This window comes from Pseudomonas sp. Snoq117.2 (assembly GCF_900110545.1).
GTDB classification, from domain to species: Bacteria; Pseudomonadota; Gammaproteobacteria; order Pseudomonadales; family Pseudomonadaceae; genus Chryseomonas; species Chryseomonas benzopyrenica.
The window spans coordinates 55633-79382 of sequence record NZ_FOED01000007.1 but is presented as its reverse complement, the minus strand read 5'-3'; the positions used below and the strand labels follow the sequence as shown (position 1 = coordinate 79382).

The following is a 23750-nucleotide window of genomic DNA, read 5'->3' as shown; positions in this document are numbered from 1 at the left end:
GCGTAGGTTGGGTTGAGCGCAGCGAAGCCCAACATTTTCAGGCGAGCCTTTCCATCGAGCAGGCAAAAAAGAACCGCCCGAGGGCGGTTCAAGAGGAGCACGACCTAGGGCCGTGGTTAGAACTTGGCTTCCAGGTCCAGCTGCAGGGTCTTGACGTCCGCATCGCGGCGGAAGCGGGTGGCGGTATCGGACTCGGCGAGGAAGTAGGTCAGGCCCACACCGAAGTTCTTGTCGATCTCGTAGCCGAGCTTGAGCTTGTGGCCGCGGGCGCCGGTGGAGCCGTTGCCGAAGTCGGAATCGGTGAAGGCACCCACCACGGCGTTGCGCTGGACATCGCGGTAGTTGTATTCCAGCCCGACCCGCTGCATCAGCTTGGTCTTGGCGCCCAGCAGCCAGGCGGTGTCTTCGCCGTCGTTGGCCTTGTCGTTGACCACGTACTGGCCATAGAAGGACAGCGGCACCCACAGCTTGGTCAGGTCCAGCTGGGCGAAGCCCTCGTAGAGCTGGAAGCGGTCGGTGGTGTTGCCATTGACCGCCAGGGCGCAGGGCGCGGTGACCGAACCAGTGGTCGGGCAGGCACTGTCCTGCTCCTTGTCGTAGGCATAGACGCTGCCGCCCACCATCAGCTTGGCGGCATCGCCCAGGTTGAAGCGGCTGCCCAGCTGACCGGCGTAGAGGCGCAGGTCATGCTTGAATTCATAGCCTTCGCCGTCGACGTTGTCCTTGAGCACATAGTAGCCCGTGCTGCCGAACAGCTCGGCGCCGCCGCCCAGGTCGTACTTGTAGGTGCCGGCCAGGCCTTCGGGGTTGATGTCGGCGTCCCAGATGACGTCGCCGGTGCTGACCCACTGCTGGCCCATCTTGCCGCCCACCAGGTGCAGATTCGGCACTGCCGTGGGGTGGTAGTCGATGTAGGCCTGATCCAGCCAGAGCTGCTTCTTGTTGAAGTAGTTGTTCAGATCCTGGTTGGTGGAGCGGGCGTCGTCGCCACCGCCGGTGGCGATGCGGATGCCAGTATTCACCTGCGGATTGATCTCGCTGTAGGCACCCAGCCGCGCGCGGATACGCTGGCGGTCACGGTCGCGGCCGTTGTCCGGCTCGCCGCTGATGTCGATGCTCTCGTGGCGCACCCGCACGTCGCCCTTGATCTGGGTCTTGGCGGCCCAGGCCAGCTTCTTCTCGAAGTCGGAGGTCTTCTGCTGCTGAGCGACCTGGGCGGCACGCGCCTGCTGCTCCTGCTGCAGGTCGCCGCGCAATTCGCTGTATTGGGCCGGGGTGATGGAGCCATTGGCCTTGAGCATGTCGAGCAGTTTCTCATCGACAGCGGCACTCGCGGTGGCTGAGCAGGTGGCCAGGAGCACGCCCGAGAACAGCGCCGTGAATCGATAAGGGTTAACAGACATCGGCAGATCTCCTTTCAAGACAATCCAGGTGGTAGTGGCTGGCGGTGCAGCCCGTCACAAAGCTGGGTCAGTCTCGGCAGAAGAGATGTCGTTTTGCTTGCAGGAACATAAAGGTTTTAATTCAAGTCACTGAATCTAAAGCAAAATTTAACCAAAGATTCATCCGCTCCGAACGGCTCCGCTGCAGACCGGGAAGGATGAGGACGACCAGAGGCCCTGGCTCGCCGCTTTTCAGCCGCCCATGAAAAAGGCCACTCCGAGGAGTGGCCTTGCGAGATCCGGCGAGATTTTCAGCCGAAGCGACCGGTGATGTAGTCCTCGGTCTGCTTCTTGTCCGGCTTGGTGAAGATCTTGTCGGTCTTGTCCACTTCGATCAATTCGCCCAGGTACATGAAGGCGGTGACGTCGGAGCAACGCGCCGCCTGCTGCATGTTGTGGGTGACGATGACCACGGTGAACTCCTGCTTGAGTTCGGCCAGGAGTTGCTCGATGCGCGCGGTGGAGATGGGGTCCAGGGCCGAGGTCGGCTCGTCCAGCAGCAGCACCCGCGGACGCAGGGCGATGGTACGGGCGATGCACAGGCGCTGCTGCTGACCGCCGGAGAGCCCCAGGGCGCTCTGATTGAGCTTGTCCTTGACCTCATCCCACAGCGCCGCGCCGCGCAGGGCCTGCTCGACCCGATCCTGAAGCTCCACCCGGGACAGGCGCTCGTGGTGGCGAATGCCATAGGCGACGTTGTCGGCGATGGACATGGGGAACGGCACCGGCTTTTGGAACACCATGCCGATGGTGCTGCGCAGGCGACTCAGCGAGTACTTGGGATCGAGGATGTTCTCCCCGTCCATGAGGATCTCGCCGGTCGCTTCCAGCCCCGGGTATTCCGAGTAGATGCGGTTGAAGATGCGCAGCAGCGTGGACTTGCCGCATCCGGACGGGCCGATGATGGCGGTGATCTGCTTGGCCGCGATGTCCAGGTTGATCGACTTGAGCGCCTGGTGGCCCTTGTAACGGAAGCCGACGTCGCGCGCCTGCAGTTCCGGTATCTGCGTCTGCATGGTAGTCACTTGGAATCCCGGTTACGAAAGAAGAAGCGAGAGGAGAGGTTCAGGAACAGCACGAACAGCGTCAGCAGCAGGGCGCCGGCCCAGGCCAGGTGCTGCCAGTTCTCGAACGGACTCATGGCGAACTGGAAGATGGTCACCGGCACGGTGGCCATGGGCTTGAGCACGTCGGCGTTCCAGTACTGGTTGCCGAAGGCGGTGAACAGCAGCGGTGCGGTCTCGCCGGTGATGCGGGCGATCGACAGCAGCACCCCGGTCACCACGCCGGCGCGGGAGGCACGCAGCAGGATCTGCAGGGTCACCTTCCACTGGGGGATGCCCAGGGCCAGGGCCGCTTCGCGCATGGCCGGCGGCTGCAGCTGCATCATCTCGTCGGTGGTACGGGTCACCACCGGCACCACCAGCATGGCCAGCGCCAGGGAGCCGGCAAAGCCGGAAAAGCCCAGGCTGCCACCGGAGTACTGGTTCAGCGTCACCACCACGGCGGTGTAGATGAACAGGCCGATGACGATGGACGGCGCCGACAAGAGGATGTCGTTGACGAAACGCACCACCAGGCCGAGTTTGGAGTGGCGGGCGTATTCGGCCAGCCAGAGGCCGGCGAGGATGCCGATGGGTGCACCGATGGCGGTCGCCAGCAGGGTGATCAGCACGCTGCCGAACAGGGCGTTGGCCAGACCGCCGTCGGCGGCGCCGGGTGGCGGCGTCATCTCGACGAAGATGGCCGGGCTCAGGGCGCTGACGCCCTTGATCAGGGTGGTGCCAAGGATCCAGGCCAGGAAACCCAGGCCGAGCACGGCGGCGGCGCTGCCAAAGATCAGCGCGATGCCGTTCTTGATCCGCCGCTTGCGATAGAGATAGGCGTCGATGTGCATCAGTTACCTGCCTTGCGCGACAGTTGCGTCAGCATCAGCCGTGCCGCCAGCAGCACGAAGAAGGTCACCACGAACAGCAAAAAGCCCAGGGCGATCAGCGAAGAGCGGTGCAGATCGGTGTAGGCCTCGTTGAATTCGTTGGCGATCACCGAGGCGATGGAACTGCTCGGCATCATCAGCGAGAGGGAGAACTGGTGGGCGTTGCCCAGCACGAAGGTCACCGCCATGGTCTCGCCCAGGGCGCGACCCAGGCCGAGGAAGGCGCCGCCGACCACCGCCGAGCGGGTGTAGGGCAGCACGATGTCCCAGCAGACTTCCCAGGTGGTGGACCCCAGCGCATAGGCCGATTCCTTGAGCTGGGCCGGCACGCTGCGGAAAACCTCGTACATCACCGAGGTGATGAAGGGCAGGATCATGATCGCCAGGATGATGCCGGCGGTCAGCATGCCGATGCCCAGCGGCGGTCCCTGGAACAGCACGCCGATCACCGGGATGGCGCCGAGGTAGTCGTTGATGAAGGGCGAGATGTGCGCGGCCATGAAGGGGCCGAAGACGAACAGGCCCCACATGCCGTAGATAATCGAAGGGATACCGGCCAGCAGTTCCACCGCCGTGGCCACCGGACCGCGCAGCCAGGTAGGGGCGATCTCGGAGAGGAACAGGGCGATGCCGAAGGCGGTAGGCACGGCCAGCAGCAGGGCGATGAAGGAGGTCATCAGGGTGCCGTAGATGGGCACCAGGGCGCCGAACTTCTCGGCCCCGACATCCCATTCGGCCGAGGTGATGAAGTCCAGGCCAAAGGTCATGAAGGCGTGGCGACCGCCCCAGAGGGTGGACGCGGCGGCGCCGACCAGTACCAGCAGTACCAGCAGCGCGGCGGAAAACAGGAGCCGGCGGAACCAGACATCGGCGCGGGTATCCCGGCGGATGCGCTGTTCCTGAGCGGCGGAGAGGGGCAGGGTCTGGTCGGTCATGGAGCTTTCCGTCTACCTGGAAGGACGCGCGAAACCGCCTGGACCCCAGGGGATCCAGGCGGCGGGACAGGCGTGTTTACTTCTTGAAGTCGGACGCCCAGTAGCCTTCGATCTGCTTGACCAGGGCATCCGGGACCGGGACGTAATCCAGGGCCGCGGCATCCTTCTGGCCATGCTCCAGGGACCACTTGAAGAAGTCGAAGGCGACCTTGCTGCGCTCTTCGTTCTTGGGTTCCTTGTACATCACGATCCAGGTGGTGGCGGTGATCGGCCAGGCATCGGCGCCCGGGGCGTTGGTCATCAGCAGGTTGAAGTCCTTGGCGCTCTTCCAGTCGGCGGTGGCGGCGGCGGCCTGGAAGCTCTTGGCGTCGGGCTGCACGAAGTTGCCGGCGGCGTTCTTCAGCTGCACATGGGACATCTTGTTGGTCAGCGCATAGGCGTACTCGACGTAGCCGATGGAGCCCTTGATCTGCTTCACGTAGGCGGCGATACCCTCGTTACCCTTGCCACCCACACCAACCGGCCAGTTGACAGTGGTGCCGAAGTTGAACTTCTCCTTCCACTCCGGGCTGACCTTGGCCAGGTAGTTGGTGAAGTTGTAGGAGGTACCCGAGCCGTCGGAACGACGCACCACGGTGATGGCGCCCTCAGGCAGCTTCAGGCCGGGGTTCAGCGCGGCGATGGCCGGGTCGTTCCAGGTCTTGATCTCACCCATGAAGATCTTGGCCATGGTCGGGCCGTCGAGCTTCAGCTTGCCGGGCTCGATGCCTTCCACGTTGACGACCGGAACGATGCCGCCAATGATGGTCGGGAACTGGCCCAGGCCACCCTTCTGCAGGTCGTCGGTGCTCATGGGGGCGTCGGTGGCGCCGAAGTCCACGGTGCCGGCCTTGATCTGGGCAATGCCGCCGCCGGAGCCAATGGACTGGTAGTTGATACGGTTGCCAGTCTTCTCGCTGAAGCCTTGCGACCACTTCGACAGAACGGGGAAGACGAAGCTCGAGCCGGCGCCTGTGACATCCACGGCGTGAGCGGCGGTGCTCAGGCAAAAGGCCGACAACAACAGAGAGAGGCTGAACGTGCGTTTCATGGTGGCTCCATTACCTAGTGAGGGCTGGCGCTAGGCTATTGCCGAAATGTGACAATTAAGTGTCAGCGGCATGACGAAACGGGGACGGCAGAGCGCCATCATTGAGAGCGGCGGCGACAGCTCCTGCGTTGGCAAGCGAAGGTGTCCGCACCCAGGCCTTGCAGCAGACCGCTCGGACTCATCCGCCCTAGGCTGCGGATGGCAAAGAGGCCGCCTACCTTCTGGTCGGCTTCCACCGGCGACCTCCGGCGGTCACCAGACGACACGCCTGTCCGCCGCCCGCGGTCGTCCCGGCAGCCTATGCTGTGGCCGCGATCCAGTTATGGCGGGCCTTGCAGGCCTCCCGGCGCATCCGCGCGATCGAATTGGCAGCAGGAATTTAGCCAAGGCTATATATATTAGAACTATCTACAAGATAGACTTTCTCTATCCGGATGGGTAAGGTGGCGGCCTCTTTGGGGAGTAGCCTGCTTCCACTGCGGTGGAAAGCGTTCTGATCAACATACTCGGCAACCGCCGTGGTCAGGACAGCCGGTCAGGGTTGGCGAGACCAGAGGCATCACCGCGCCATGCCGGGCGTGCGGGGGTGTCTTGTGGATCGAGCCCGGTCGGCGCTGTGACGATGAACCCCGCTTCCCTGATGTTCCTGGCCTTCGCCATGTCCACCGATGCCTTTGCCGCCGCCGTCGGCAAGGGTGCCAGCCTGCACAAGCCCTGCCTGCGTGAAGCCCTGCGTACCGGCGCCATCTTTGGCGTCATCGAAGCCATCACCCCGGTGATCGGCTGGGCCATCGGCCTGACCGCCGCGCAGTACGTCCAGCCCTGGGATCACTGGATCGCCTTCACCCTGCTCACCGTGCTTGGCCTGCGCATGATCTGGGCCGGCTTCGGCGCGCCCGAAGCCGAAGCCGAGAAGCCCCGCCAGCACTCCTTCCTGCTGCTCGCCCTGACCGCCGTGGCCACCAGCATCGACGCCCTCGCCGTGGGCGTGGGCCTGGCCTTCATCGACGTCAACATCATTACCGCCGCCCTGGCCATCGGGCTCGCCACCATGGTCATGGTCACCACCGGGGTGATGCTGGGGCGGGTGATGGGCAATCTTGTGGGCAAGCGCGCGGAGATGCTCGGCGGCGTGGTGCTGATCGTGATCGGCGCGGCCATCCTTCATGAACACCTGGCCGCTGTCGCCGCCTGATGGCCACGCTGTGGCGTAGCGCGCTCCTCGTCCTGGTCGCCCTGCTACTGGCAGCCTTGGGCTTTCTCGCCTGGCAACGCTTCTGGCCGGCCCAGGCCGCGCCTGGCTGGTGCTACGCAGTGGCCCATGCCGATATCGCCAAGGCCAGTGCCCTGGCCTGGCAGGGCGACGCCCTGCTCACCGCGGAAGAACTCAAGGACGGCAAGGGTCGCCTGCTGCGCATCGATGCCCAGGGCCGGCGCAGCGTGCTCAGCGCGGGCCTGTACAAGCCCGATGGCCTGGTGCCCTACCAAGAGGGTTTCGCCTACAGCCAGGAAGGCGGCACCCATCCGATCCGCTGGTTCGACGCCACTGGCAGTCGTGATCTGTTCATCGGCATCAACGCCCAGGGCCTCTGGGCCGAAGGCAAGCGCCTCTATGCGGTGGAAGACCGCAAGGGCGAGGGACGCCTGCTGCGCTACGACGCCGCCGATGGCAGCCTGACCGTGCTGCGCGACCACCTGGACGAGGCGGAGTCCTTTACCCGCTGCCCGGATGGCAGTGCCTTCTATACCGAGAAATCCCGTGGCCTGGTGCGCCAGCTGAGCGACGATGGCCGTGATCCGCCGGCGCTGAGCGATCTGCGCGAACCGAGCTTTCTGCTCTGCGACCATCGCGGCCTGTGGATCAGCGAAGACTCCACCCACCGCGCCCGCCTGCTGCTCTGGGATCGCCAGTCAGCCCCGCGCGCCATCCTGACCTTCCTGCGCGCACCCCAGGCGCTGCTGCCGCGAGGCGACGGCTACCTGCTGGCCGAAGGCGGGCGCGACCGCATCATCGCCCTCGATCCGCGCTAGAGCATGCGTCTCAGGGTGTCGTCCTTGCGCACCAGGTGATGCCAGAGCGCGGCCAGCACGTGCAGGCCGATTACCCAGTAGAAGGCCTGGCCGAGCCAGAGGTGCACGCCCTTGAGCGACTTGGACAGTTCCGGATCCACGGGAAAGGGCGAAGGCAAGGCCCAGGTGCTGGAAGGAATCTTCACCGCGCCGATGGTCAGCCAGACGGTGAACAGCCCGAGCAGCGGCTGGGCGAGCAGAAAGGCATAGAGGGCATAGTGGGTCAGGCGACCGACCGCCTCCAGGCTTGCCGCCAGTGGCGGGGTGATCGGCGGCACCGGATGGCGGTGGCGCACCAAGAGCCGCGGCAGGACCAGCGCCAGGACCAGCAGACCGACCCAGAAATGACTGAGCACCACCCACTGGCGCTCCAGGGAACCCCGCTCGAACTGGCCGCGGTTGGTGATCAGCACATAGGCCAGCAGCACCAGCAGGGCCATGAGCCAGTGCAGCAACCGGGCGCTGCGCGCATAGCGGGAAATAGGAGAGGCGGAAGACATGACGAGGTCCTGCTACTGAGGTGAAAAGGCGCCGGCAGTGTAGCGGTGCCCCGTTGCCGAGGGTAAGACGGCAACGGCACTAACCGCAGGGCGCCGCCGAGGTGTCCAGCAGCAACTTACTCAGTTGCTGCGGCGGCTGGTGCACCAGGCCGGTGGGCGATTCGCAGACGCGCTGCACGAAGTTATCGCTGAACAGGAGCTTGCCATGGACGAAGTACTCGCCCGGGCGGCGATTGGGATTGTCGATGCGGGTACCCAGGCGCTCCGCCAGCCAGCTGCCGGCTTCGTAGTGACTGATCCAGCGCTCGTCCTGCAGCTCGGCCAGGGCCTCGGTCGGGGCATCGCGCGCCACCACGATCATTGGGACATCGCTGACCTCGGGCACCAGGTCGTTGTGGCCCCAGTGACCCCCCTCCCCCAGCCGCTGGCCGTGATCGCCGGTGATGATCAGATAGCGCTCGCCGTCCAGACGATCGAAGTCGGCGAGAATCTCGGCGAGCAGGCCATCCAGGTAGTGCAGGGAATTGTCGTAGGCATTGGCCTGGCCCTCGGCGCCGCTGTCCGGCCAGGGCGCGGGCGTGGTCTCGTGCCGATAGTTCTGCGCATAGGGCAGGTGCGCGGTGCGCAGGTTGAGCACCACGAAATTGCGTGGCGCCCACTGCTGTTCGTCGAGGATCTCCAGCAGGGCGCGATCCTGGCGCTGCAGAAAGCGCAGCGGATGGTCCTCGCGGGTGATGGAAACGTCCAGGTGGCGACTGCCCAGGTGCGCCAGCAACTTGGACTCCTGGGAGGACAGCCAATAGGTGCGAAAGCCGGCGGCCTGGGCGAAGCGGAACAGATTGATCTCGCCGCTGCGCAACCGCTGGTCCTGGCCCGGCTCGCGGATGGGATTCAATAGATAGGGCAGACTGACGTCGGTGGCCACCCCTGCCGCTACCCCGGGCCGGATCAGCGCCTGGGGATTGTCCGCCAGGTAGGCCGAAAGCGCAGGGGTGGTATTGCGTTCGTAACCAAAGGCGCCCAGCCGATCGCTGCGCAGGGAATCGGCCACCACCAGCCAGACGTGTCGCGCGGTGCTGGGCACCTGGGCCAGCCTATAGGGCGCATAGGCGGTGGGCGGCAGGACGACGTCGTCACGCCCGGCCAGGCGCACCGCCCAGGCGGAAAAGGCATTGAGGCTGTTGTGCAGGCCGCTGCGACTGGGGCTGGGCACGAAGGCATCGAGGTTGCGATAGGTGGCGCGATAGGGTTTGGACAGCAGCACCGCGGCGATCAACAGCAGCGCCCAGCGACTGGCCGGCAGCGGCACCCGGCTCGGAAGGTAGAGATGCAAGGCGATCAGCAGCCCATAGGGCAGGCCCACGCAGAGGAGCACCGGCCAGTGCTCGGGGAGGCTGAGCCAAAGCGTCTGGCGCACCTCGGCGGTGTCGCCCAGCAGAGCCTGGATATCGATGGCGCTGAGCGGCTCGCCGAAAAAGCTGAGGTTGCCCAGCTGCAGCAGCTGCATCAGCGCGAACCCCAGCAGGATGGCCACTGCCAGGCGTGGCAGATGGCTCAGGCAGAGCGCCAGGCTGAATACCCAGAGCGCGGCGACATAGCCCGCCTCCAGCTCGGCGCGGTTGTTGGGGGTGAAGCCTTGCTGCAGGAAGTCGTCGGCCAGCAACAGCAGGCAACTCAAGCTGCTCAAGGCCAGCAGATTGCGCCAGTGCCGCCAACCCGTGGCGCGGGGGCGGGAAAACGTCGCGAGCAGCATCAGGGGGCCCTGCGCAAGCGCAAGGGGAAGCGAAGGCGAGCGGCCATGAGCGGGCTCCAATGACAGGAAGCCGCTACCCTGAGGGGCGAACCTTAATGAAGTCTTAGTGGCTCATGCGCGGTAACAGATGACCAGGCGGTCAGCCGGTAGGAGGCCGGCTTGACCCTGAAGTCACTTCAGGCTTCAGGATGGTCACAGAAAAGCTATTGCCCGCTGCCTCCTCAACCCTTCGGAGACCTGTAGATGAGTGGCTCCACCCCGCACCACGATCACGATCACCAGCATGGCCACGATCACGGCCATGGTCACGCCCATGCCCCGCGGGTCACCGCCGACAACGAGCGCAAGCTCAAGCTGGTCTTCGTCCTGACCTTTGGCTACGCCATCGTCCAGGCCGTGGGCGGCTGGTGGTCCGGCTCCCTGGCGCTGATCGCCGATTCCGGGCATATGGTCTCGGATGCCGCCGCCCTGCTGCTGGCCCTGGTGGCCTACCGCGTGGCGGCCAAGGCGGCCAATGCCCGCTTCACCTATGGCTTCCACCGGGTGCGCATCCTCGCCGCCCTGACCAATGGCGTCGCGCTGTTGCTGCTGGTCCTGTGGATCGGCTGGGAAGCCATCATGCGGCTGCGCGAGCCCACCGAGGTGCTGTCCGGCCCCATGCTGGTGGTGGCGGTGATCGGTCTGGTGGTCAATATCGTCGGCTTCCTGGTGCTGAACGGCGGGCACAAGGACGACAGCAATCTGCGCGGCGCGCTGCTCCATGTGGCCGGCGACCTGCTGGGTTCGGTGGGCGCCATCGCCGCCGCCCTGGGCATCCTCTGGACCGGCTGGACCTGGCTGGATCCGGCGCTGTCGATCCTGGTCGCCCTGCTCATCGTCAAATCGGCCTGGACCCTGGTGCGCGATGCCGGCGCGGTGCTGTTGCAGGCCGCGCCAAGGGAATTCGACACGGCCGGTGCCACGGCGGCGGTCCGTGCCCTGCCGGAGGTGGCCGAGGTGGGTCATCTGCACGTCTGGACGCTGACCGACGAAACCCGCATCGCCACCCTGCACATCACCCCGGCGCCGGGCAGCGATCCGCTGCGGTTGCCGACCCTGGTGGGCGAGCTGCTGCGCAGTCGCCATGGGCTGCAGCACGTGACGGTGCAGGTGGATCCGCCGGGCACCCTCGACGGGCACTGCGCCTAGGCTCTGAACAGTGCCTGCGCCAGCTCAGGCTGCGTTAAAAATCCGCTGGGTCGGAATGCTCATTTACCACTCGTAACTTCGCGCGCGAGGCCGATCCGCTTCCTCCTGGATGTGATTCGCTGGCGCTCACCCTTCGGGTAGCCATTGGCTGTTACTCCCGTTAGTCGTTGCGCCTCGCCTGATCTTCGCTCGGCGACTGTTCAGACCAGCCTCGGCATGCAACGCCCGGTAACAGTCGCCCTCGCCGGCGCCCGGTCTTCGCGGCGATGATGACGGGCTGGCGGCATGGCAGAGCGAGGAAGACAGGCGTGCGGGTACTGCTGGTGGAAGACGATGCGGCCCTGGCCCAGGGCATCCGCATGGCCCTGCGCGGCGAGGGCTATACCCTGGACTGGGTGGCCGACGGCCTGGCCGCCGAGCACGCCCTGGCGTCCGAACGCTTCGACCTGGTATTGCTGGACCTTGGTCTGCCACGGCTGGACGGCCTCGATCTGCTGCGCCGCCTGCGCAGCCAACCCGACGGCCAGGTGCCGGTGCTGGTACTCACCTCCCGCGATGCCAAGGCCGATCGCATCCAGGGCCTGGATGCCGGCGCCGACGACTATCTGGTCAAGCCCTGCGACCTGGACGAACTCAAGGCGCGCCTGCGGGCCCTGATCCGCCGCAGCTGTGGCCGGGCGCAACCGCTGCTGGAGCACGCTGGCATCAGCCTCGATCCGGCCAGCCAGGCAGTGCACTATCGCGGCGCCGAGGTGATGGTGACCCCCATGGAGTATCAACTGCTGCACCAGCTGCTGTTGCGACCGGGCGCCGTCATCACCCGCGAGCGGCTGAGCAATGCGCTCTATGGCTGGCAGGAAGCGGCCTCGGGCAACACCCTGGAAGTGCTCATCCACAACCTGCGCAAGAAGCTCGACAGCGGCCTGATCCGCACCGTGCGCGGGGTGGGCTATCTGCTGGAGCGTCAGCCATGATCGCCATCCGTACCCGCATCCTCGCCCCCACCCTGGCCCTGGTGCTGGCCGGCAGTCTGGCCCTCGCGCTGCTGGCCCTGCGCGACAGCCATCGCGAGATCGAGGGCATCTACGACGCCCAGCTGGTCCAGGGCGCGCGCCTGCTGGAAGGCCTGCTGCAGGCCGGTACGCCGGCGGCGGATCGCTGGCCGGAGCTGATCCGGGTGTTCGACCGGGCCATGCAACCCGTTCCCGGCAGCGTACCAGCGCACCCCTACGAGAATCAGCTGACCTTCCAGATCTGGAGCGCGGACGGCCAGTTGTTGGCCCGGTCCGGCCAGGCGCCGCGGTTGGCCGAGGTGCCGCCCGAGGGGCTGCACGAGGTGTTCGACAACGGTCGCGAATGGTGCGGAATGCTGGTGCGTACCGCCAATGGCGGCCTGCGCATCTGGGTCGGCGAGCGCGAGGACCTGCGCCAGGACCTGATCCAGCGCATCGTCAGCCATACCCTCTGGCCGACCCTGGTGGGCCTGCCGCTGCTGGTCGGGGTGCTCTGGTTGCTGCTGGGCTGGGGCCTGCGCCCGCTGCAGCACTTCGCCCGCAAGCTGCGCGAGCGCGACCCCCACAGCCTGGCGCCGCTGCCGGCCGGACCGTTGCCGCCGGAGTTGCAGCCCATGCGTGGCGCCCTGGATCACCAGCTCGCCCAGTTGCGCGCCCTGCTCGAGCGCGAGCGCCGCTTCATCGCCGACGCCGCCCATGAATTGCGTACCCCCCTGGCGATCCTCGATCTGCATGCGCAGAACGCCCAGCACGCCGAGACGGCGGAAGAACGCGAGGAAGCCCTGGGCTATCTGCGCCAGGGCGTCGGTCGAGCCACCCGTCTGGCCAGCCAGTTGCTGACCCTGGCGCGGCTGGAACCCGGCGCCGCCCAGGTCCAGGCGCTGGACCTGGAACCCCTGGTGCGCGAAGAGCTGGCGGAATTGACGCCCCTGGCACTCAAGCATCAGGTGGAACTGGTGCTGGCGGCCCAGGCCGGACCACCGGTGCTGGGCGATCCGGATGCCATCGCCATCGCCCTGCAGAATCTGGTCACCAACGCCCTGGCCTTCGCCCCTGCCGGCAGTGCGGTGGAGGTCGGCATCGAGGCCAGCCAGGACAACGGCGTGTTGCTGCGGGTGGAGGATCGCGGCCCCGGGGTGGACGAGGCCGAGCTCACGCGGCTGTGCGATCGCTTCTACAGTGCCGGCAATCCCCAGGGCGCCGGGCTTGGGCTGGCCATCGTCGAGACCATCGCCCGCCGGCTGGGCGGTGCCCTGAGCTTCAGCAATCGCGCCCGGGGCGGCCTCCGGGTGGAGTTGCGCCTGCCGCGCGCGGGCTAGGTTTACACGGCTAGGCCTGCTGGCAACCGCGCGCCAAGACCGGCCGCGCGGGTCGGGTCAGACGCAGACCGAGGCCCATCAGCAGCACCACGCCCACCGCCATCAGCAGCCAGGCGTTGGCCAGGCTGTCCAGGTAGTCGCGCAGGATGCCGGCGGCCAGCGGCGCCAGGCTAGCGATCAGGTAGCCACCGCCCTGGACGAAGCCGAGCAGGGCCCCGGCTTCGGTGGGATCGCGCACCTGGTCCATCGCCAGGATCAAGGACAGCGGAAACAGCGCGCCGATGCCCAGACCGAGCAGGATGGCGGTGGGCACCGCCAGTTGCAGCGGTGCCAGCGCCAGGCACAGCAGCCCCACCAGCACCACGCCGAGCACGCCCAGCACCAGCGGCCGGCGATTGCGCAGCCGGGCGATGGTCGCCGACAGCAAGAGACCGGCGCTGACCTCGGCCAGGCTCACGCCGCCCAGCAACAGCCCGCTGTCGGCGGCTTGCCAGCCGAGGCCGGTGTAGTACGGCGGCAACCAGGCCAGCACCAGGGTGTAGGCCGCGGTGCCGATGCCGAAGAAGGCCAGCAACAGCCAGGCCTGGCGCTGACGCCAGGGTTGTGCGCGAGGTGCAGCATCCTGCGCCGGCGCATCCGGACGGGCCAGGGCCAGCCAGACGCCGAGCGCCAGCAGCACCGGCAGGGTCCAGAGCGCCAGGCCCTGGGCCCAGCCCCACTGCTCGGCCAGGGGTGCCGCGGTGGCCGCCGCCACGGCCGCGCCGCCCATGATGCCGGTGGTGTAGAGCCCCATCAGGGTGCTGGTGCGCTGCGGATGGCAGCGGCGGATATAGGCCGGGATCAGCGCCTGTACCAGGGCGATGCCGACACCGCCCAGGGCGGCGGTGAGGATCAGCCCCAGGCCGCTCGGCTCTTCCCAGCGCAAGGCATTGGCCAGGGCCAGCAGCAGCAGGCCGAGGGCGATGCCGCGGCGCTCACCGAGCCAGACCTGCAAGCGCGCGCCACCCAGGGCGCAGAACCCCATGGCGGCGATGGGCAGGGTGGTCAGCGCCCCGGCGCCACTGCCTTCCAGGCCGGTCGCGGCCTGGATGCCATCCAGCAGCGGACCGATAGCGGCCAGGATGGGCCGTAGATTGAGGCCGACCAGCAGCACCAAGAACACGGCGAGGAAGGCATCCTGGCGCGGTGCGGGCGTGGTCGGGGATGATGATGACGCGGAAAGCATGGACAATCTCCAAAGTGAAGCGGTATTTCTCTTGACGAGAAGTATCTTAACATCAAGATATATTCCCGAGGTAAGCCGATGGCCGATCGCGCCGAATTCGCCGTAGACCAGTGGCACCGCGAGCGCCCCGATCTGGATCCCCTGCCCATGCGCCTGGTGGGTCGGCTGGGTGAGGTGGCCCAGATGCTCAGTCGCGATGTCCTGCAGCCCTTCTTCGACGAACACCGGCTGCACTATGGCGAATTCGACGTCCTGGCGACCCTGAGGCGCGCCGGCGAACCCTATGCCCTGAGCCCGACGGTGCTCTATGAATCGGCCATGATCTCCTCGGGCGGCATGACCAATCGCCTCGACCGCCTGGAGCGCGCCGGCCTGATCGAGCGGCGCAAGAATCCCGAGGATCGCCGCAGTACCCTGGTCGCCCTTACCGCCGCGGGCTTCGCCCTGATCGACGGGCTGATGGCCGCCCACGTCGACAACGAACGCCGCGCCCTGGCCACCCTCAGCGAGGCCGAGCAGCAGCAGCTGGATGCCCTGCTGGGCAAGTGGCTGGCCGGCCGCGCACCCTGCTGATGACCAGGCTCATCGACTTCAGCTCATGCAACGGCCTGCACGCCGTGGCCCAGGACTACGCCCATGGCGAACGGGTGCCGCCCCATCGCCATCGCCAGGCGCAGCTGATCCATGCGCTCTGCGGCGTGGTCATCGTCAATACCGCCCAGGGCCGTTGGGTGGTGCCACCCGGACGGGGGGTCTGGGTACCCGCCGGCGAAGAGCACGACCTGCACCTGCTGGGCCGGGTCGAGGTGCGCACCCTGTTCGTCGATCCCGGGGTGCGCGCCGAGCTGCCGACGCGCTGCCAGCTGATCGCCGTCTCGCCGCTGCTGCGCGAACTCATCCTGGCCGCCCTGCCCCTGCCGGTCGACCGACCGGCCGAGGGTCGCGCCTGGCATATCCTGCAGCTGATGCTCGACGAGTTGCAGGGCTCGCCCACCGCCGGCCTGCACCTGCCCTGGCCGGTGGATGCCACGCTCGCCGACCTCTGTCGCCACCTGCGCCAGTACCCGGGCGAGCGCTGGACGCTGACCCGGGCCGCCACGCGGCTGGCGGTCAGCGAACGCACCCTGAGCCGGCTGTTTCTCAAGGAGACCGGCCTGAGCTTTGGCCAGTGGCTGCAGCGGGCGCGACTGGATTCCAGTCTCACCTCGCTGGCCGCCGGCCATGCCATCGTCGACGTGGCCCTGGACCACGGCTATGCCAGTCCCAGCGCCTTCGCCACCCGCTTCCGCCAGGTGCTGGGCGTGTCGCCCTCGGCCTATCGGGGCCAGACGGAACTGCCCGTCGTCCCTAGCCCGCCACCCGGCCCAGCTCGGCTGGATCGATGAGCCCCAGGGCCGCGCGCTGCGCCGAGCTGGCGGCCAGGGCCAGACGACCGCCATAGGGATGGCGCGGGTGGATCGTCAGCTGGTTGCAGGCTTCCACCACGCTGGCCACCTCTTCCAGGCGGGAGAAATCGATCCCCGGCGCGATGCCCTGGCTGTAGAGATTCAGCGCCAGGGTCACCAGGTCCACGTTGCCGGTGCGCTCGCCATTGCCGAACAGGCAGCCTTCCACCCGCGTCGCCCCGGCCAGCTGGGCCAGTTCGGCGCAAGCGACCCCGGTGCCCCGGTCATTGTGCGGATGGACGCTGATGGTCACATGGGGCGCCGGCCCCAGGCCGCGGATGAAACCCTCGATCTGATCGGCATAGACGTTGGGGGTGGCCACCTCCACCGTCGCCGGCAGATTGAGGATCAGCGGGCGCTCCGCCGACGGTTGCCAGGCCTCGCGGACCGCCTGGCAGATCTCCAGAGCGAAGTCCGCCTCGGTGAAACAGAAGGTCTCCGGTGAATATTGGTAGGTCCAGGCCGTTTCCGGCTGGGCGTCGCACCGGGCGCACACGCGTTGGGTCCCGGCGACCGCCATGGCCAGGGTGGCGGCGCGATCCTGGTCGAACACCACCCGGCGGAACAGCGGCGCGGTGGCGTTGTAGAGATGCACGATGGCCCTGGGTACGCCCACCAGGGCCTCGAAGGTGCGGTCGATCAGCTCATGGCGCGCTGGCGTCATCACCTGCAGCCAGAGATCGTCCGGCAGCCCGTCCGCCGTGACCAGTTCGCGCACGAAGGCGAAATTGGTCTGAGACGCCGCCGGAAAGGCCACCTCGATTTCCCGGTAACCCACTGCCAGCAGCAAGGCGAAGAAGCGCCGCTTGCGTTCCAGTCCCATGGGCTCGATCAGCGCCTGGTTACCGTCGCGCAGATCGGTGGAGCACCAGCGCGGCGCCTCGGTCAGTTGACGGCCCGGCCATTGGCGATCGGGCAGGTGGGGCGCGGCGAAGGCTTGGTACTTGGTCTGGGGTTGCTTGAGCATGGGAGACTCCAGGGCTAGGCCCCAGAGTCTGACCGGCCACCCTGGCCGCTGCGCTCGCGAGCAGGACAGCGCCCTGCGCGATCCGGACAGCCACCGGCATGAAAAAAGCCGCCGGGGATGACCGGCGGCTGTGTGTGCCTCGGACGCTAACGATCAGTCTACCGAGATGCGCTCCAGCGGCACCGGCTTGAGGCGCGGCGTGAGCACATGGATGACCACGATGGCCACCAGGTAGGCGCTGCCGGCCACGATGAAGATCGGCTGGTAGGACTTGAAGATCTCCAGGATGTAGCCGTTGTAGGTGGTCATCAGCATGCCGCCGATGGCGCCGGCGGTACCGCCGATGCCGATCACCGAGGCCACGGCTTCCTTGGGGAAGAGATCCGACGGCAGGGTCATCAGGTTGGCCGACCATGCTTGGTGGGCCGCGGCGGCGAGGCCGATGATGCCCACCACCAGCCACAGGCTGGAGACGAATTGGGCAGTGACGATGGGGATGACCGCCAGGGCGCAGAGCAGCATGGTGGTCTTGCGCGCCAGGTTGGCGCTGCGACCGAGCTTCATCTGCTTGGAGGAGCCCCAGCCGCCCATTACCGAGCCGATATCGGCGAGGATGTAGATGGCGATCAGCGGCGGACCGAAGGATTTCAGATTCAGGCCATAGGTCTTGCCGAGGAAGTCCGGCAGCCAGAACAGGTACAGCCACCAGATCGGATCGGTGAGGAACTTGCCAGCGGCATAGGCCCAGGTCTCACGGAAGGTCAGCAGCTTGAACCAGGAGATCTTGGTCTCGACGGCCGGCTTGGCCGATACCGGGGAGCCGTCGTCGGCCTGGATGTAGGCCAGCTCTTCGCGACTCACCTTGGGGTGCTCATGGGGACGGCGATAGATCAGCAGCCAGGCGATCAGCCACAGGGCGGTGACCAGGCCGATGGAGATGAAGGCCGCACGCCAGCCCCAGGCCAGGGTGATGGCCGGCACCAGCAAAGGTGTGATGATAGGTCCCATGGCGGTGCCGGCATTGAACAACCCGGTGGCCTGGGCGCGTTCCTTTTGCGGAAACCATTCCGAGACCGCCTTGAGGCTGGCCGGAAAGCTGCCGGACTCGCCGAAACCGAGGGTGAAGCGCACCAGCACGAAGTGGGTGACGGTGTGGGCGATGCCGTGGCCGATGCTGGCGATGGTCCAGATGGTGAAGGCCAGGGCGTAGCCAATGCGCACCCCGACCTTGTCGATGATGCGGCCAAAGGTCAGGAAGCCGATGGCATAGGCACACTGGAACCAGAACACGATCTTGGCGTAGTCGGTCTCCGTCCAGCCCAGGTCCGCCTGCAGCGTGGGCTTGAGGATGCCGATCATCTGGCGGTCGATATAGTTGATGCCGATGGCGACGAACAGCAGGGCGCAGATCAGCCAGCGATAGCGGGTGAAACGGGAGGTTTGCGAGGTAGCGGCGACGGGCGTGTCCTGCGGCCGCAGGGCGGACTCCGTCTCGGGAGTGACCTGGATAGTCATTGAATGGGCTTCCTGACTTGTTGTTATTGACCGGGGTGAACCGGGGTCGTTGGAAAGCTGTTACCAGATATTCATATGACATCGTATGAGTGACTTTCAAAGGTGTCAATCCACCCAAAGCAGAGTGGTCAACCCTCTCGTCTGGGGGTAAACACCCTGCCCGACTCTGTCCTCCCTGCGCCTCGAATGGACGTGGGCAAGCGAGAAATATGAGGGCGAAGGATCTGTGACGCGCCTGGCACTTTCTCGCCCGCGGACGTCTAATGCCCCATCTTTGAAGCGAAGCCGTCGCCTCATCTTTTCTGCCGAGCCTGCCGTGTCCTTCGCCGATACCCCCTCCCTGTTGGCGCGCCTCGCCGAGCTGGAGCAGAGCAATCGTCACCTGCGTCAGCAGCTGGACGCGTGCGCGGCGCCCCGGGAAGGCGCCGCCACCTTGGCCAACGAGCGCTACCAGTTCCTGTTCAATGCCATGGACGAGGGCTTCTGCGTCATCGAATTCATCGATGGCCCCCATGGACCGCTGAGCGACTATGTCCATGTCGAGGCCAACCCGGCCTATACCGCCCATGCCGGCATCCCCGACGTGGTCGGCCAGAGGCTGCGCGACATGGTCGGCGACGAGGCCCAGGCCTGGCTCGATCGCTACGGCCATGTGCTGCGGACCGGCGAAGCCATCCGCTTCGAGCAGGAGCTGGTGGCCACCGGCCGCTATCTGGACGTCACCGCCTTTCGCATCGAGCCGGCCAGTCGCCGGCAGGTCGCGGTGCTGTTCCAGGACATCACCCCGCGCAAGCGGGCCGAAGCGGCCCTGCGGCAACTCAACGAGACCCTCGAAGAACGGGTACAGGCCGCCCTGGCGGCCAATCGCATCCTGGCCAACGTGGTGGATGGCGCCGCCGCCCTGATCCAGGTGCTGGATTTCGATTTCCGCTGGCTGGCGATCAACGGCTCCGGCGCCGATGTCTTCGAGCAGGAGATCGGGGTCCGGCCGCGCATCGGCGATTCCTTCAGCGAAAGCCTCAGGCAGCGGCCCGAATTGCGCGACGGCATCCTCGCCCACTGGCGCCGCGCCTTCGCCGGCGAGACCTTCAGCGAGATCATCTCGCTGGGCGAAGGGCCGGGCCGGCGCCATTACGAACTGCAATTCAGCCCGCTGCACGATGCCGAAGGACGCTCCATCGGTGCCTATCAATTCGCCTACGACGTGACCGAGCGCCTTGAAGAACAACAGCGCATCCAGGTCATGGAGGAAGCCCTGCGCCAGTCGCAGAAGATGGAGGCCGTCGGCCAGCTCACCGGGGGCATCGCCCATGACTTCAACAACCTGCTGACCGGCGTCCTCGGCTCGCTGGAGATGCTCGACCTGCGTCTGCGCCAGGGCCGGCTGCAGGACCTGGATCGCTACACCGGCACCGCCCGCAGCGCCGCCCAGCGCGCCGCCGCCCTGACCCACCGGCTGCTGGCCTTTTCCCGGCGCCAGACCCTGGATCCGCAACCGGTGGCGCTGGAACGACTGGTGATCGGTCTGGAAGACCTCATCCAGCGCAGCATCGGCCCGCAGATCGCCCTGGAGCGCGAAGCCGATCCCCAGCTGTGGCTGACCCACATCGACGCCTCCCAGTTGGAAAACGCCCTGCTCAACCTCTGCCTCAATGCCCGTGACGCCATGCCGGACGGCGGTCGCATCCGCATCGTCCTGGGCAATGAGTGTCTCGACGAAGCCCAGGCCGAGCACCAGGCGCTGCCCCCGGGCGACTTCGTGCGCCTGAGCGTGGGCGATACCGGCAGCGGCATGAGCGACGAGGTCCTCGCGCGGGTGTTCGATCCCTTCTTTACCACCAAGCCCCTCGGCCAGGGCACCGGACTGGGGCTCTCCATGGTGCATGGTTTCGTGCTGCAATCGGGGGGCGAGATCCGCATCGACTCCGCCCCCGGCGCGGGCACCTGGGTACACCTCTATCTGCCGCGCCATGGCTTGACGCCGGTGGTCAGCCCCCCGGTCCATCCCGAGCCCGAACCCAACCTGCCCGGCCAGGGCGAGACCATCCTGGTGGTCGACGACGAACCGACCATCCGTACCCTGCTGGTGGACGCCATGACCGCCCAGGGCTACCGGGTGCTGGAAGCGGCCGATGCCGTCACCGCCCTGGCGCTGCTCCCGCCCGACAGCCATCTGGATCTGCTGGTCACCGACGTCGGCCTGCCTGGCGCGCTCAACGGTCGCCAACTGGCCGATGCCTTGCGCGGCCTGCAGCCGCAGCTGCCGGTGCTGTTCATCACCGGCTATGCCGAGGCCAATGTCATAGGTGCCGGGGATCTCGAGGCGGGCATGCAGGTGCTGACCAAGCCCTTCACCCTGGATACGCTGGAGCGACGCATCCAGTTACTGCTCGACGAACGCTGAACCCAGCCTGAGCGATTACGAATGATGGCTTTTTGATATTATTCGCCATCACTTTTTTCAGTGCCCTCTGTTGTCGAGAAGCCTATGGACAAGCGCTCTCTGGTTCACCTGCTGCTGATCTTTACCCTGATCGCCTGCATGGCCCTGCTGGCCTCGTTGATTCGCTAACCACGTTAAGCCAGCCATAAGCCGGACGATGGCAAGCTCTACCTCGTGCCGAAAGGCATCGTAGAAGCTGACATCTGCGCTTTCAGCCCGGGAGGATCCCGGGCTTTTTTTCGCGCCGACAAAATGCGCAACAGTCCACGGGTCCGCGCTTTGCCACTGCAGCGACATTCGCCGGCCCTGGCATCATGAGGCTCTCGTCCAGGAGGGACAGCCATGATCACCAGGATGCCGTCAGCCACCGCCTCGTCGCTCGCCTTCGATGTCTGCCCCCTCGGCGCGGAGGCCCCGTCCCTGTCCATCGAGATGCTCTGGCAGGGTTTTCTGGCCCTGGATCATCATGGACAGCTCGACCTGAGCCGTACGATCAAGCGCCAGTTGCGCGAGCGCCTGGTTGAGCAGCTGGATGCCCAGCTGCCCAGTGTCGTAATCGACTCCCTGGACCGCTCCACCCCTCAGCCTCAGGCCGTGCCCCAGCGCCGCCTCCGCGGCGGCTGACCGCCCCGCTCAGTCCCGATAATCCGGCTCCAACCGCATGAGCTGACGCTTCACGCTGTCCAGGTGCAGGCGCGCGCTGTCGGCATTGCCCTGCAGCATCTGCTGGCAGGCGGCGTGGGCGATGGCTGGCGCCACCGGTTTGAGTGGTCGGCCGCTGGCCATGGCCTTGAGTTGCACCTCGGCGGCGCGCTCCAAATAGTAGAGATCGTCCCAGGCCTCGGCGATGCTCGGCCCCAGCACCAGGGGTCCGTGATTCTTCAGCATGACCACCGCCGCGTCACCTGCCGCCCGGGCGATGCGCTCGCCCTCGGTCGCGTCCAGCGCCAGGCCGTTGTAGTCCTCGTCCACGCTCAGGCGGTCATAGAACTTCAGCGCGGTCTGCCCAGCCCAGACGAAGGGGTCGCCTTCCAGCAGGCAGAGCGCCGTGGCGTTGGGCATATGGGTGTGGAAGGCCGCCCGGGCGCCCGGATTGAGCCGATGCAGCTGGGCGTGGATATGGAAGGCGGTGGCTTCGGGAGCCCCCTCCCCCACGACCACACCGCCCACAAAGTCGCAGATCAGCAGCGAGGAGGCGGTCACCTCGGCGAAGGCCAGCCCATAGGGATTGACCAGGAAGAGCTCGTCGTGGCCCGGCACCACGAAGGAAAAGTGATTGCAGATGCCTTCGCCCAGCCCCAGGCGGGCGGCCATGCGAAAGCAGGCGGCAAGATCGATGCGCGCCTGGCGGATGGCTGGGGTATTCAGATCAAGCTGATGGGCAGTGGCGTCGGTACTCTCGAAGGCGTGGGCCATGGGTTGCTCCTTGGGAAGAGGCCGGAACGCTGCACAAAGGATGCCGCTCCCTGCCATGGGACTATCATCATGAAGATTCAGCAGTCTCTTGTTATATATCTGCTGTCTTCGCTTCCGTAGAGAGCCCTGGCCCACCTGCTGCCCCTGGAGATCCCAGCCAAGGGGCAACTGGTCGGGTGCTCGGCGAGAGTCTGGAGGGCAACAAGCGGGTCAAGGCCAGCCACCAGGTGCGGCGTGCTGCGCCGGCGGCAAGCGGCCTGGTCGCCGGACTCAAGACCCAGAATGTCGGCAGCACCCGCTACTTCGATGCCGCCGGCTTCAAGGGACGCTCGGTCGGGCTCTGATCCGCGCCTAGAGGGTAAGGGTGCCGCGGATGCAATCCTGCACCGCGCCGCCCACCCAGATGCGGTCGGCGATGCGGGCCACCCGCACCCGACCACGGCGACCCATGGCCGTGCCCTGGCTGGCCAGGTAGCGCTCCGGGGCCAGGCCCGCCGGGATCAGCCACTGCGCCAGACTGGCGTTGAGGCTGCCGGTGACCGGGTCTTCGGCGAATTCCTCGCCCATTAGGGCGCGCACCTCGAACTGCGCCTCGGCAGCGCTGCCCGTCCAGGGTGCGATCAGGCCGACGTTGAGGCCTTCCAGCGCCGCATAGTCCGGGCGGATCGCCAGTAGTTCCTCGCGACACTCCAGCAGCACCGCGACCCAACCAGGGCCATTGTCGGCCCATTGGCTGGCCTGGATGCGTGCGGGCGAAAGGCCGGTGCCACGGGCGATGCACGCCAGCACCTCGGGCGCCACCGACCCGCTCCGCAGCAGTGGCGGCGCGGCGAAGGCCAGTTCCTCCCCGGCGGCGCGGATGGGCACCAGGCCGGCGCCGCACTCCTGGATCACCTCGATGCCCTTGGGTCGTCCGCCTTCGCGCAGCCAGACATGGCAACTGCCCAGGGTCGGATGGCCGGCGAAGGGCAGTTCGCGGACCGGGGTGAAGATGCGCACCCGGTAGTCCGCGGCCGGATCGGTGGGCTCGAGGAGAAAGGTGGTCTCCGACAGATTGGTCCAGCGCGCCAGGGCGGCCATCTGCTCGGTGGAAAGTTGATCGGCACCGCAGACCACCGCCAGGGCATTGCCCTCCAGGGGGTGCTGGGCGAAGACATCGACCTGATGGAAAACGAGGGACATGGCGGCAGGCTCTTGGGGCAAAGAGCCGATTGTCACCGGTGGAGCCCAGGCCGGACCAGCCACAGCCAAGCCGCGAAAGGTCCGTACAGATGGGTGTCGGAAGAGAAGCTGCCCGGCAGCTACTTGGCGGCGGTGAGGACGCGGAGTCGGACAGCGATCTATCGTTGGAACCTGGCCTTTCCGATCACCGAAAGGGGTACTGCCGCCTCGTTCAGGTCGCGCATTGTGTCGCGAAAAAATCCTTGCCTGTGAACCTGGCGGGGTCTAAACAATACGACCGACGGCCTGACCCATGACCATTGGCGGTCAGG

Annotated in this window: 22 protein-coding genes and 1 riboswitch; of the genes, 10 read left to right on the top strand and 12 right to left on the bottom strand. The window is 66.5% G+C overall.

Going from position 1 to position 23750, the window contains the following annotated elements; genetic code table 11:
- Positions 1-116 precede the first annotated feature (116 nt).
- The 5 genes from BMZ43_RS17800 to pstS all read right to left on the bottom strand — a co-directional run bounded on the left by BMZ43_RS17800 (position 117) and on the right by pstS (position 5403).
- Positions 117-1403 carry a putative porin gene (locus tag BMZ43_RS17800; RefSeq protein WP_017638708.1) on the bottom strand — a complete coding sequence of 429 codons (1287 nt, stop codon included), beginning with the start codon at positions 1401-1403 and terminating at the stop codon, positions 117-119.
- Between the two features lie 290 nt (positions 1404-1693).
- Positions 1694-2458: a phosphate ABC transporter ATP-binding protein PstB gene (gene pstB, locus BMZ43_RS17795; protein WP_017638707.1), complete on the bottom strand. Its 765-nt coding sequence runs from the start codon at positions 2456-2458 to the stop codon at positions 1694-1696.
- A gap of 5 nt (positions 2459-2463) precedes the next feature.
- A complete protein-coding gene (pstA, locus tag BMZ43_RS17790; protein ID WP_064308109.1) occupies positions 2464-3339 on the bottom strand; it encodes a phosphate ABC transporter permease PstA in 876 nt (291 codons plus the stop codon).
- A complete protein-coding gene (pstC, locus tag BMZ43_RS17785; RefSeq protein ID WP_007160736.1) occupies positions 3339-4313 on the bottom strand; it encodes a phosphate ABC transporter permease subunit PstC in 975 nt (324 codons plus the stop codon). Before pstC ends, pstA begins: the two co-directional genes overlap by 1 nt.
- Before the next feature lie 76 nt (positions 4314-4389).
- Positions 4390-5403 (bottom strand): phosphate ABC transporter substrate-binding protein PstS, encoded by a 1014-nt coding sequence (gene pstS, locus BMZ43_RS17780; protein WP_017638705.1) that lies wholly within the window; start codon positions 5401-5403, stop codon positions 4390-4392.
- Between the two features lie 450 nt (positions 5404-5853).
- A riboswitch (yybP-ykoY riboswitch) is annotated at positions 5854-6022 on the top strand.
- A 3-nt stretch (positions 6023-6025) separates the two neighbouring features.
- On the opposite strand from pstS, the gene mntP reads away from it, so the two are divergent.
- Positions 6026-6598, top strand: coding sequence for a manganese efflux pump MntP (gene mntP / locus BMZ43_RS17775; protein WP_017638704.1), 573 nt, complete (start codon positions 6026-6028; stop codon positions 6596-6598).
- Positions 6598-7434 (top strand): SMP-30/gluconolactonase/LRE family protein, encoded by an 837-nt coding sequence (locus BMZ43_RS17770; protein ID WP_093255334.1) that lies wholly within the window; start codon positions 6598-6600, stop codon positions 7432-7434. The genes mntP and BMZ43_RS17770 overlap by 1 nt, the downstream gene beginning before the upstream one ends.
- Here the strand turns inward: BMZ43_RS17770 and BMZ43_RS17765 are convergent.
- Together BMZ43_RS17765 and BMZ43_RS17760 are read right to left on the bottom strand one after the other, a co-directional pair.
- Entirely contained in the window at positions 7431-7973 is a 543-nt protein-coding gene (locus BMZ43_RS17765) for a cytochrome b (RefSeq protein ID WP_093255331.1), read from the bottom strand. The two genes, BMZ43_RS17770 and BMZ43_RS17765, sit on opposite strands and share 4 nt — an antisense overlap.
- A 79-nt stretch (positions 7974-8052) precedes the next feature.
- A complete protein-coding gene (locus tag BMZ43_RS17760; protein WP_093255328.1) occupies positions 8053-9726 on the bottom strand; it encodes a phosphoethanolamine transferase in 1674 nt (557 codons plus the stop codon).
- A 243-nt stretch (positions 9727-9969) separates the two neighbouring features.
- On the opposite strand from BMZ43_RS17760, the gene BMZ43_RS17755 reads away from it, so the two are divergent.
- The 3 genes from BMZ43_RS17755 (at position 9970) to BMZ43_RS17745 (ending at position 13246) form a co-directional block, all read left to right on the top strand.
- Positions 9970-10914, top strand: coding sequence for a cation diffusion facilitator family transporter (locus tag BMZ43_RS17755; RefSeq protein WP_093255325.1), 945 nt, complete (start codon positions 9970-9972; stop codon positions 10912-10914).
- Positions 10915-11222: 308 nt separating this feature from the next.
- Positions 11223-11888, top strand: coding sequence for a response regulator (locus BMZ43_RS17750; protein WP_068383599.1), 666 nt, complete (start codon positions 11223-11225; stop codon positions 11886-11888).
- Positions 11885-13246: an ATP-binding protein gene (locus tag BMZ43_RS17745; protein WP_068383600.1), complete on the top strand. Its 1362-nt coding sequence runs from the start codon at positions 11885-11887 to the stop codon at positions 13244-13246. The genes BMZ43_RS17750 and BMZ43_RS17745 overlap by 4 nt, the downstream gene beginning before the upstream one ends.
- A gap of 10 nt (positions 13247-13256) precedes the next feature.
- Here BMZ43_RS17745 and BMZ43_RS17740 read toward each other — a convergent pair whose 3' ends face one another.
- On the bottom strand, positions 13257-14471 hold the full coding sequence (locus BMZ43_RS17740) for an MFS transporter (RefSeq protein WP_256563006.1): 1215 nt from the start codon (positions 14469-14471) through the stop codon (positions 13257-13259).
- Between the two features lie 78 nt (positions 14472-14549).
- Between BMZ43_RS17740 and BMZ43_RS17735 the strand changes: the two genes are divergently transcribed.
- Together BMZ43_RS17735 and BMZ43_RS17730 are read left to right on the top strand one after the other, a co-directional pair.
- The gene (locus BMZ43_RS17735; protein WP_017638696.1) at positions 14550-15044 is read left to right on the top strand and encodes a MarR family winged helix-turn-helix transcriptional regulator; all 495 of its coding nucleotides are present in this window, start codon (positions 14550-14552) and stop codon (positions 15042-15044) included.
- On the top strand, positions 15044-15856 hold the full coding sequence (locus tag BMZ43_RS17730) for an AraC family transcriptional regulator (protein WP_177344825.1): 813 nt from the start codon (positions 15044-15046) through the stop codon (positions 15854-15856). The genes BMZ43_RS17735 and BMZ43_RS17730 overlap by 1 nt, the downstream gene beginning before the upstream one ends.
- On the opposite strand, the gene BMZ43_RS17725 is transcribed toward BMZ43_RS17730, so the two are convergent.
- Both BMZ43_RS17725 and BMZ43_RS17720 read right to left on the bottom strand, forming a co-directional pair.
- Positions 15819-16883 carry a 2-isopropylmalate synthase gene (locus BMZ43_RS17725; RefSeq protein ID WP_093255318.1) on the bottom strand — a complete coding sequence of 355 codons (1065 nt, stop codon included), beginning with the start codon at positions 16881-16883 and terminating at the stop codon, positions 15819-15821. The two genes, BMZ43_RS17730 and BMZ43_RS17725, sit on opposite strands and share 38 nt — an antisense overlap.
- A 153-nt stretch (positions 16884-17036) precedes the next feature.
- Positions 17037-18398 (bottom strand): MFS transporter, encoded by a 1362-nt coding sequence (locus tag BMZ43_RS17720; RefSeq protein WP_017638693.1) that lies wholly within the window; start codon positions 18396-18398, stop codon positions 17037-17039.
- A 316-nt stretch (positions 18399-18714) separates the two neighbouring features.
- Here BMZ43_RS17720 and BMZ43_RS17715 point away from each other — a divergent pair, with 316 nt between their 5' ends.
- A complete protein-coding gene (locus BMZ43_RS17715; RefSeq protein ID WP_068383605.1) occupies positions 18715-20802 on the top strand; it encodes a hybrid sensor histidine kinase/response regulator in 2088 nt (695 codons plus the stop codon).
- 381 nt (positions 20803-21183) lie between these two features.
- Positions 21184-21465, top strand: a complete 282-nt coding sequence (locus BMZ43_RS17710; RefSeq protein WP_068383607.1) for a hypothetical protein — start codon at positions 21184-21186, stop codon at positions 21463-21465.
- A 9-nt stretch (positions 21466-21474) separates the two neighbouring features.
- Here BMZ43_RS17710 and BMZ43_RS17705 read toward each other — a convergent pair whose 3' ends face one another.
- The gene (locus tag BMZ43_RS17705) at positions 21475-22257 is read right to left on the bottom strand and encodes an aldolase (RefSeq protein ID WP_064308437.1); all 783 of its coding nucleotides are present in this window, start codon (positions 22255-22257) and stop codon (positions 21475-21477) included.
- Positions 22258-22433: 176 nt separating this feature from the next.
- Here BMZ43_RS17705 and BMZ43_RS26555 point away from each other — a divergent pair, with 176 nt between their 5' ends.
- Positions 22434-22601, top strand: coding sequence for a hypothetical protein (locus BMZ43_RS26555; protein WP_160329272.1), 168 nt, complete (start codon positions 22434-22436; stop codon positions 22599-22601).
- 7 nt (positions 22602-22608) lie between these two features.
- On the opposite strand, the gene BMZ43_RS17700 is transcribed toward BMZ43_RS26555, so the two are convergent.
- Positions 22609-23439, bottom strand: coding sequence for a PhzF family phenazine biosynthesis protein (locus BMZ43_RS17700; RefSeq protein ID WP_068383609.1), 831 nt, complete (start codon positions 23437-23439; stop codon positions 22609-22611).
- Between the last annotated feature and the right edge of the window lie 311 nt (positions 23440-23750).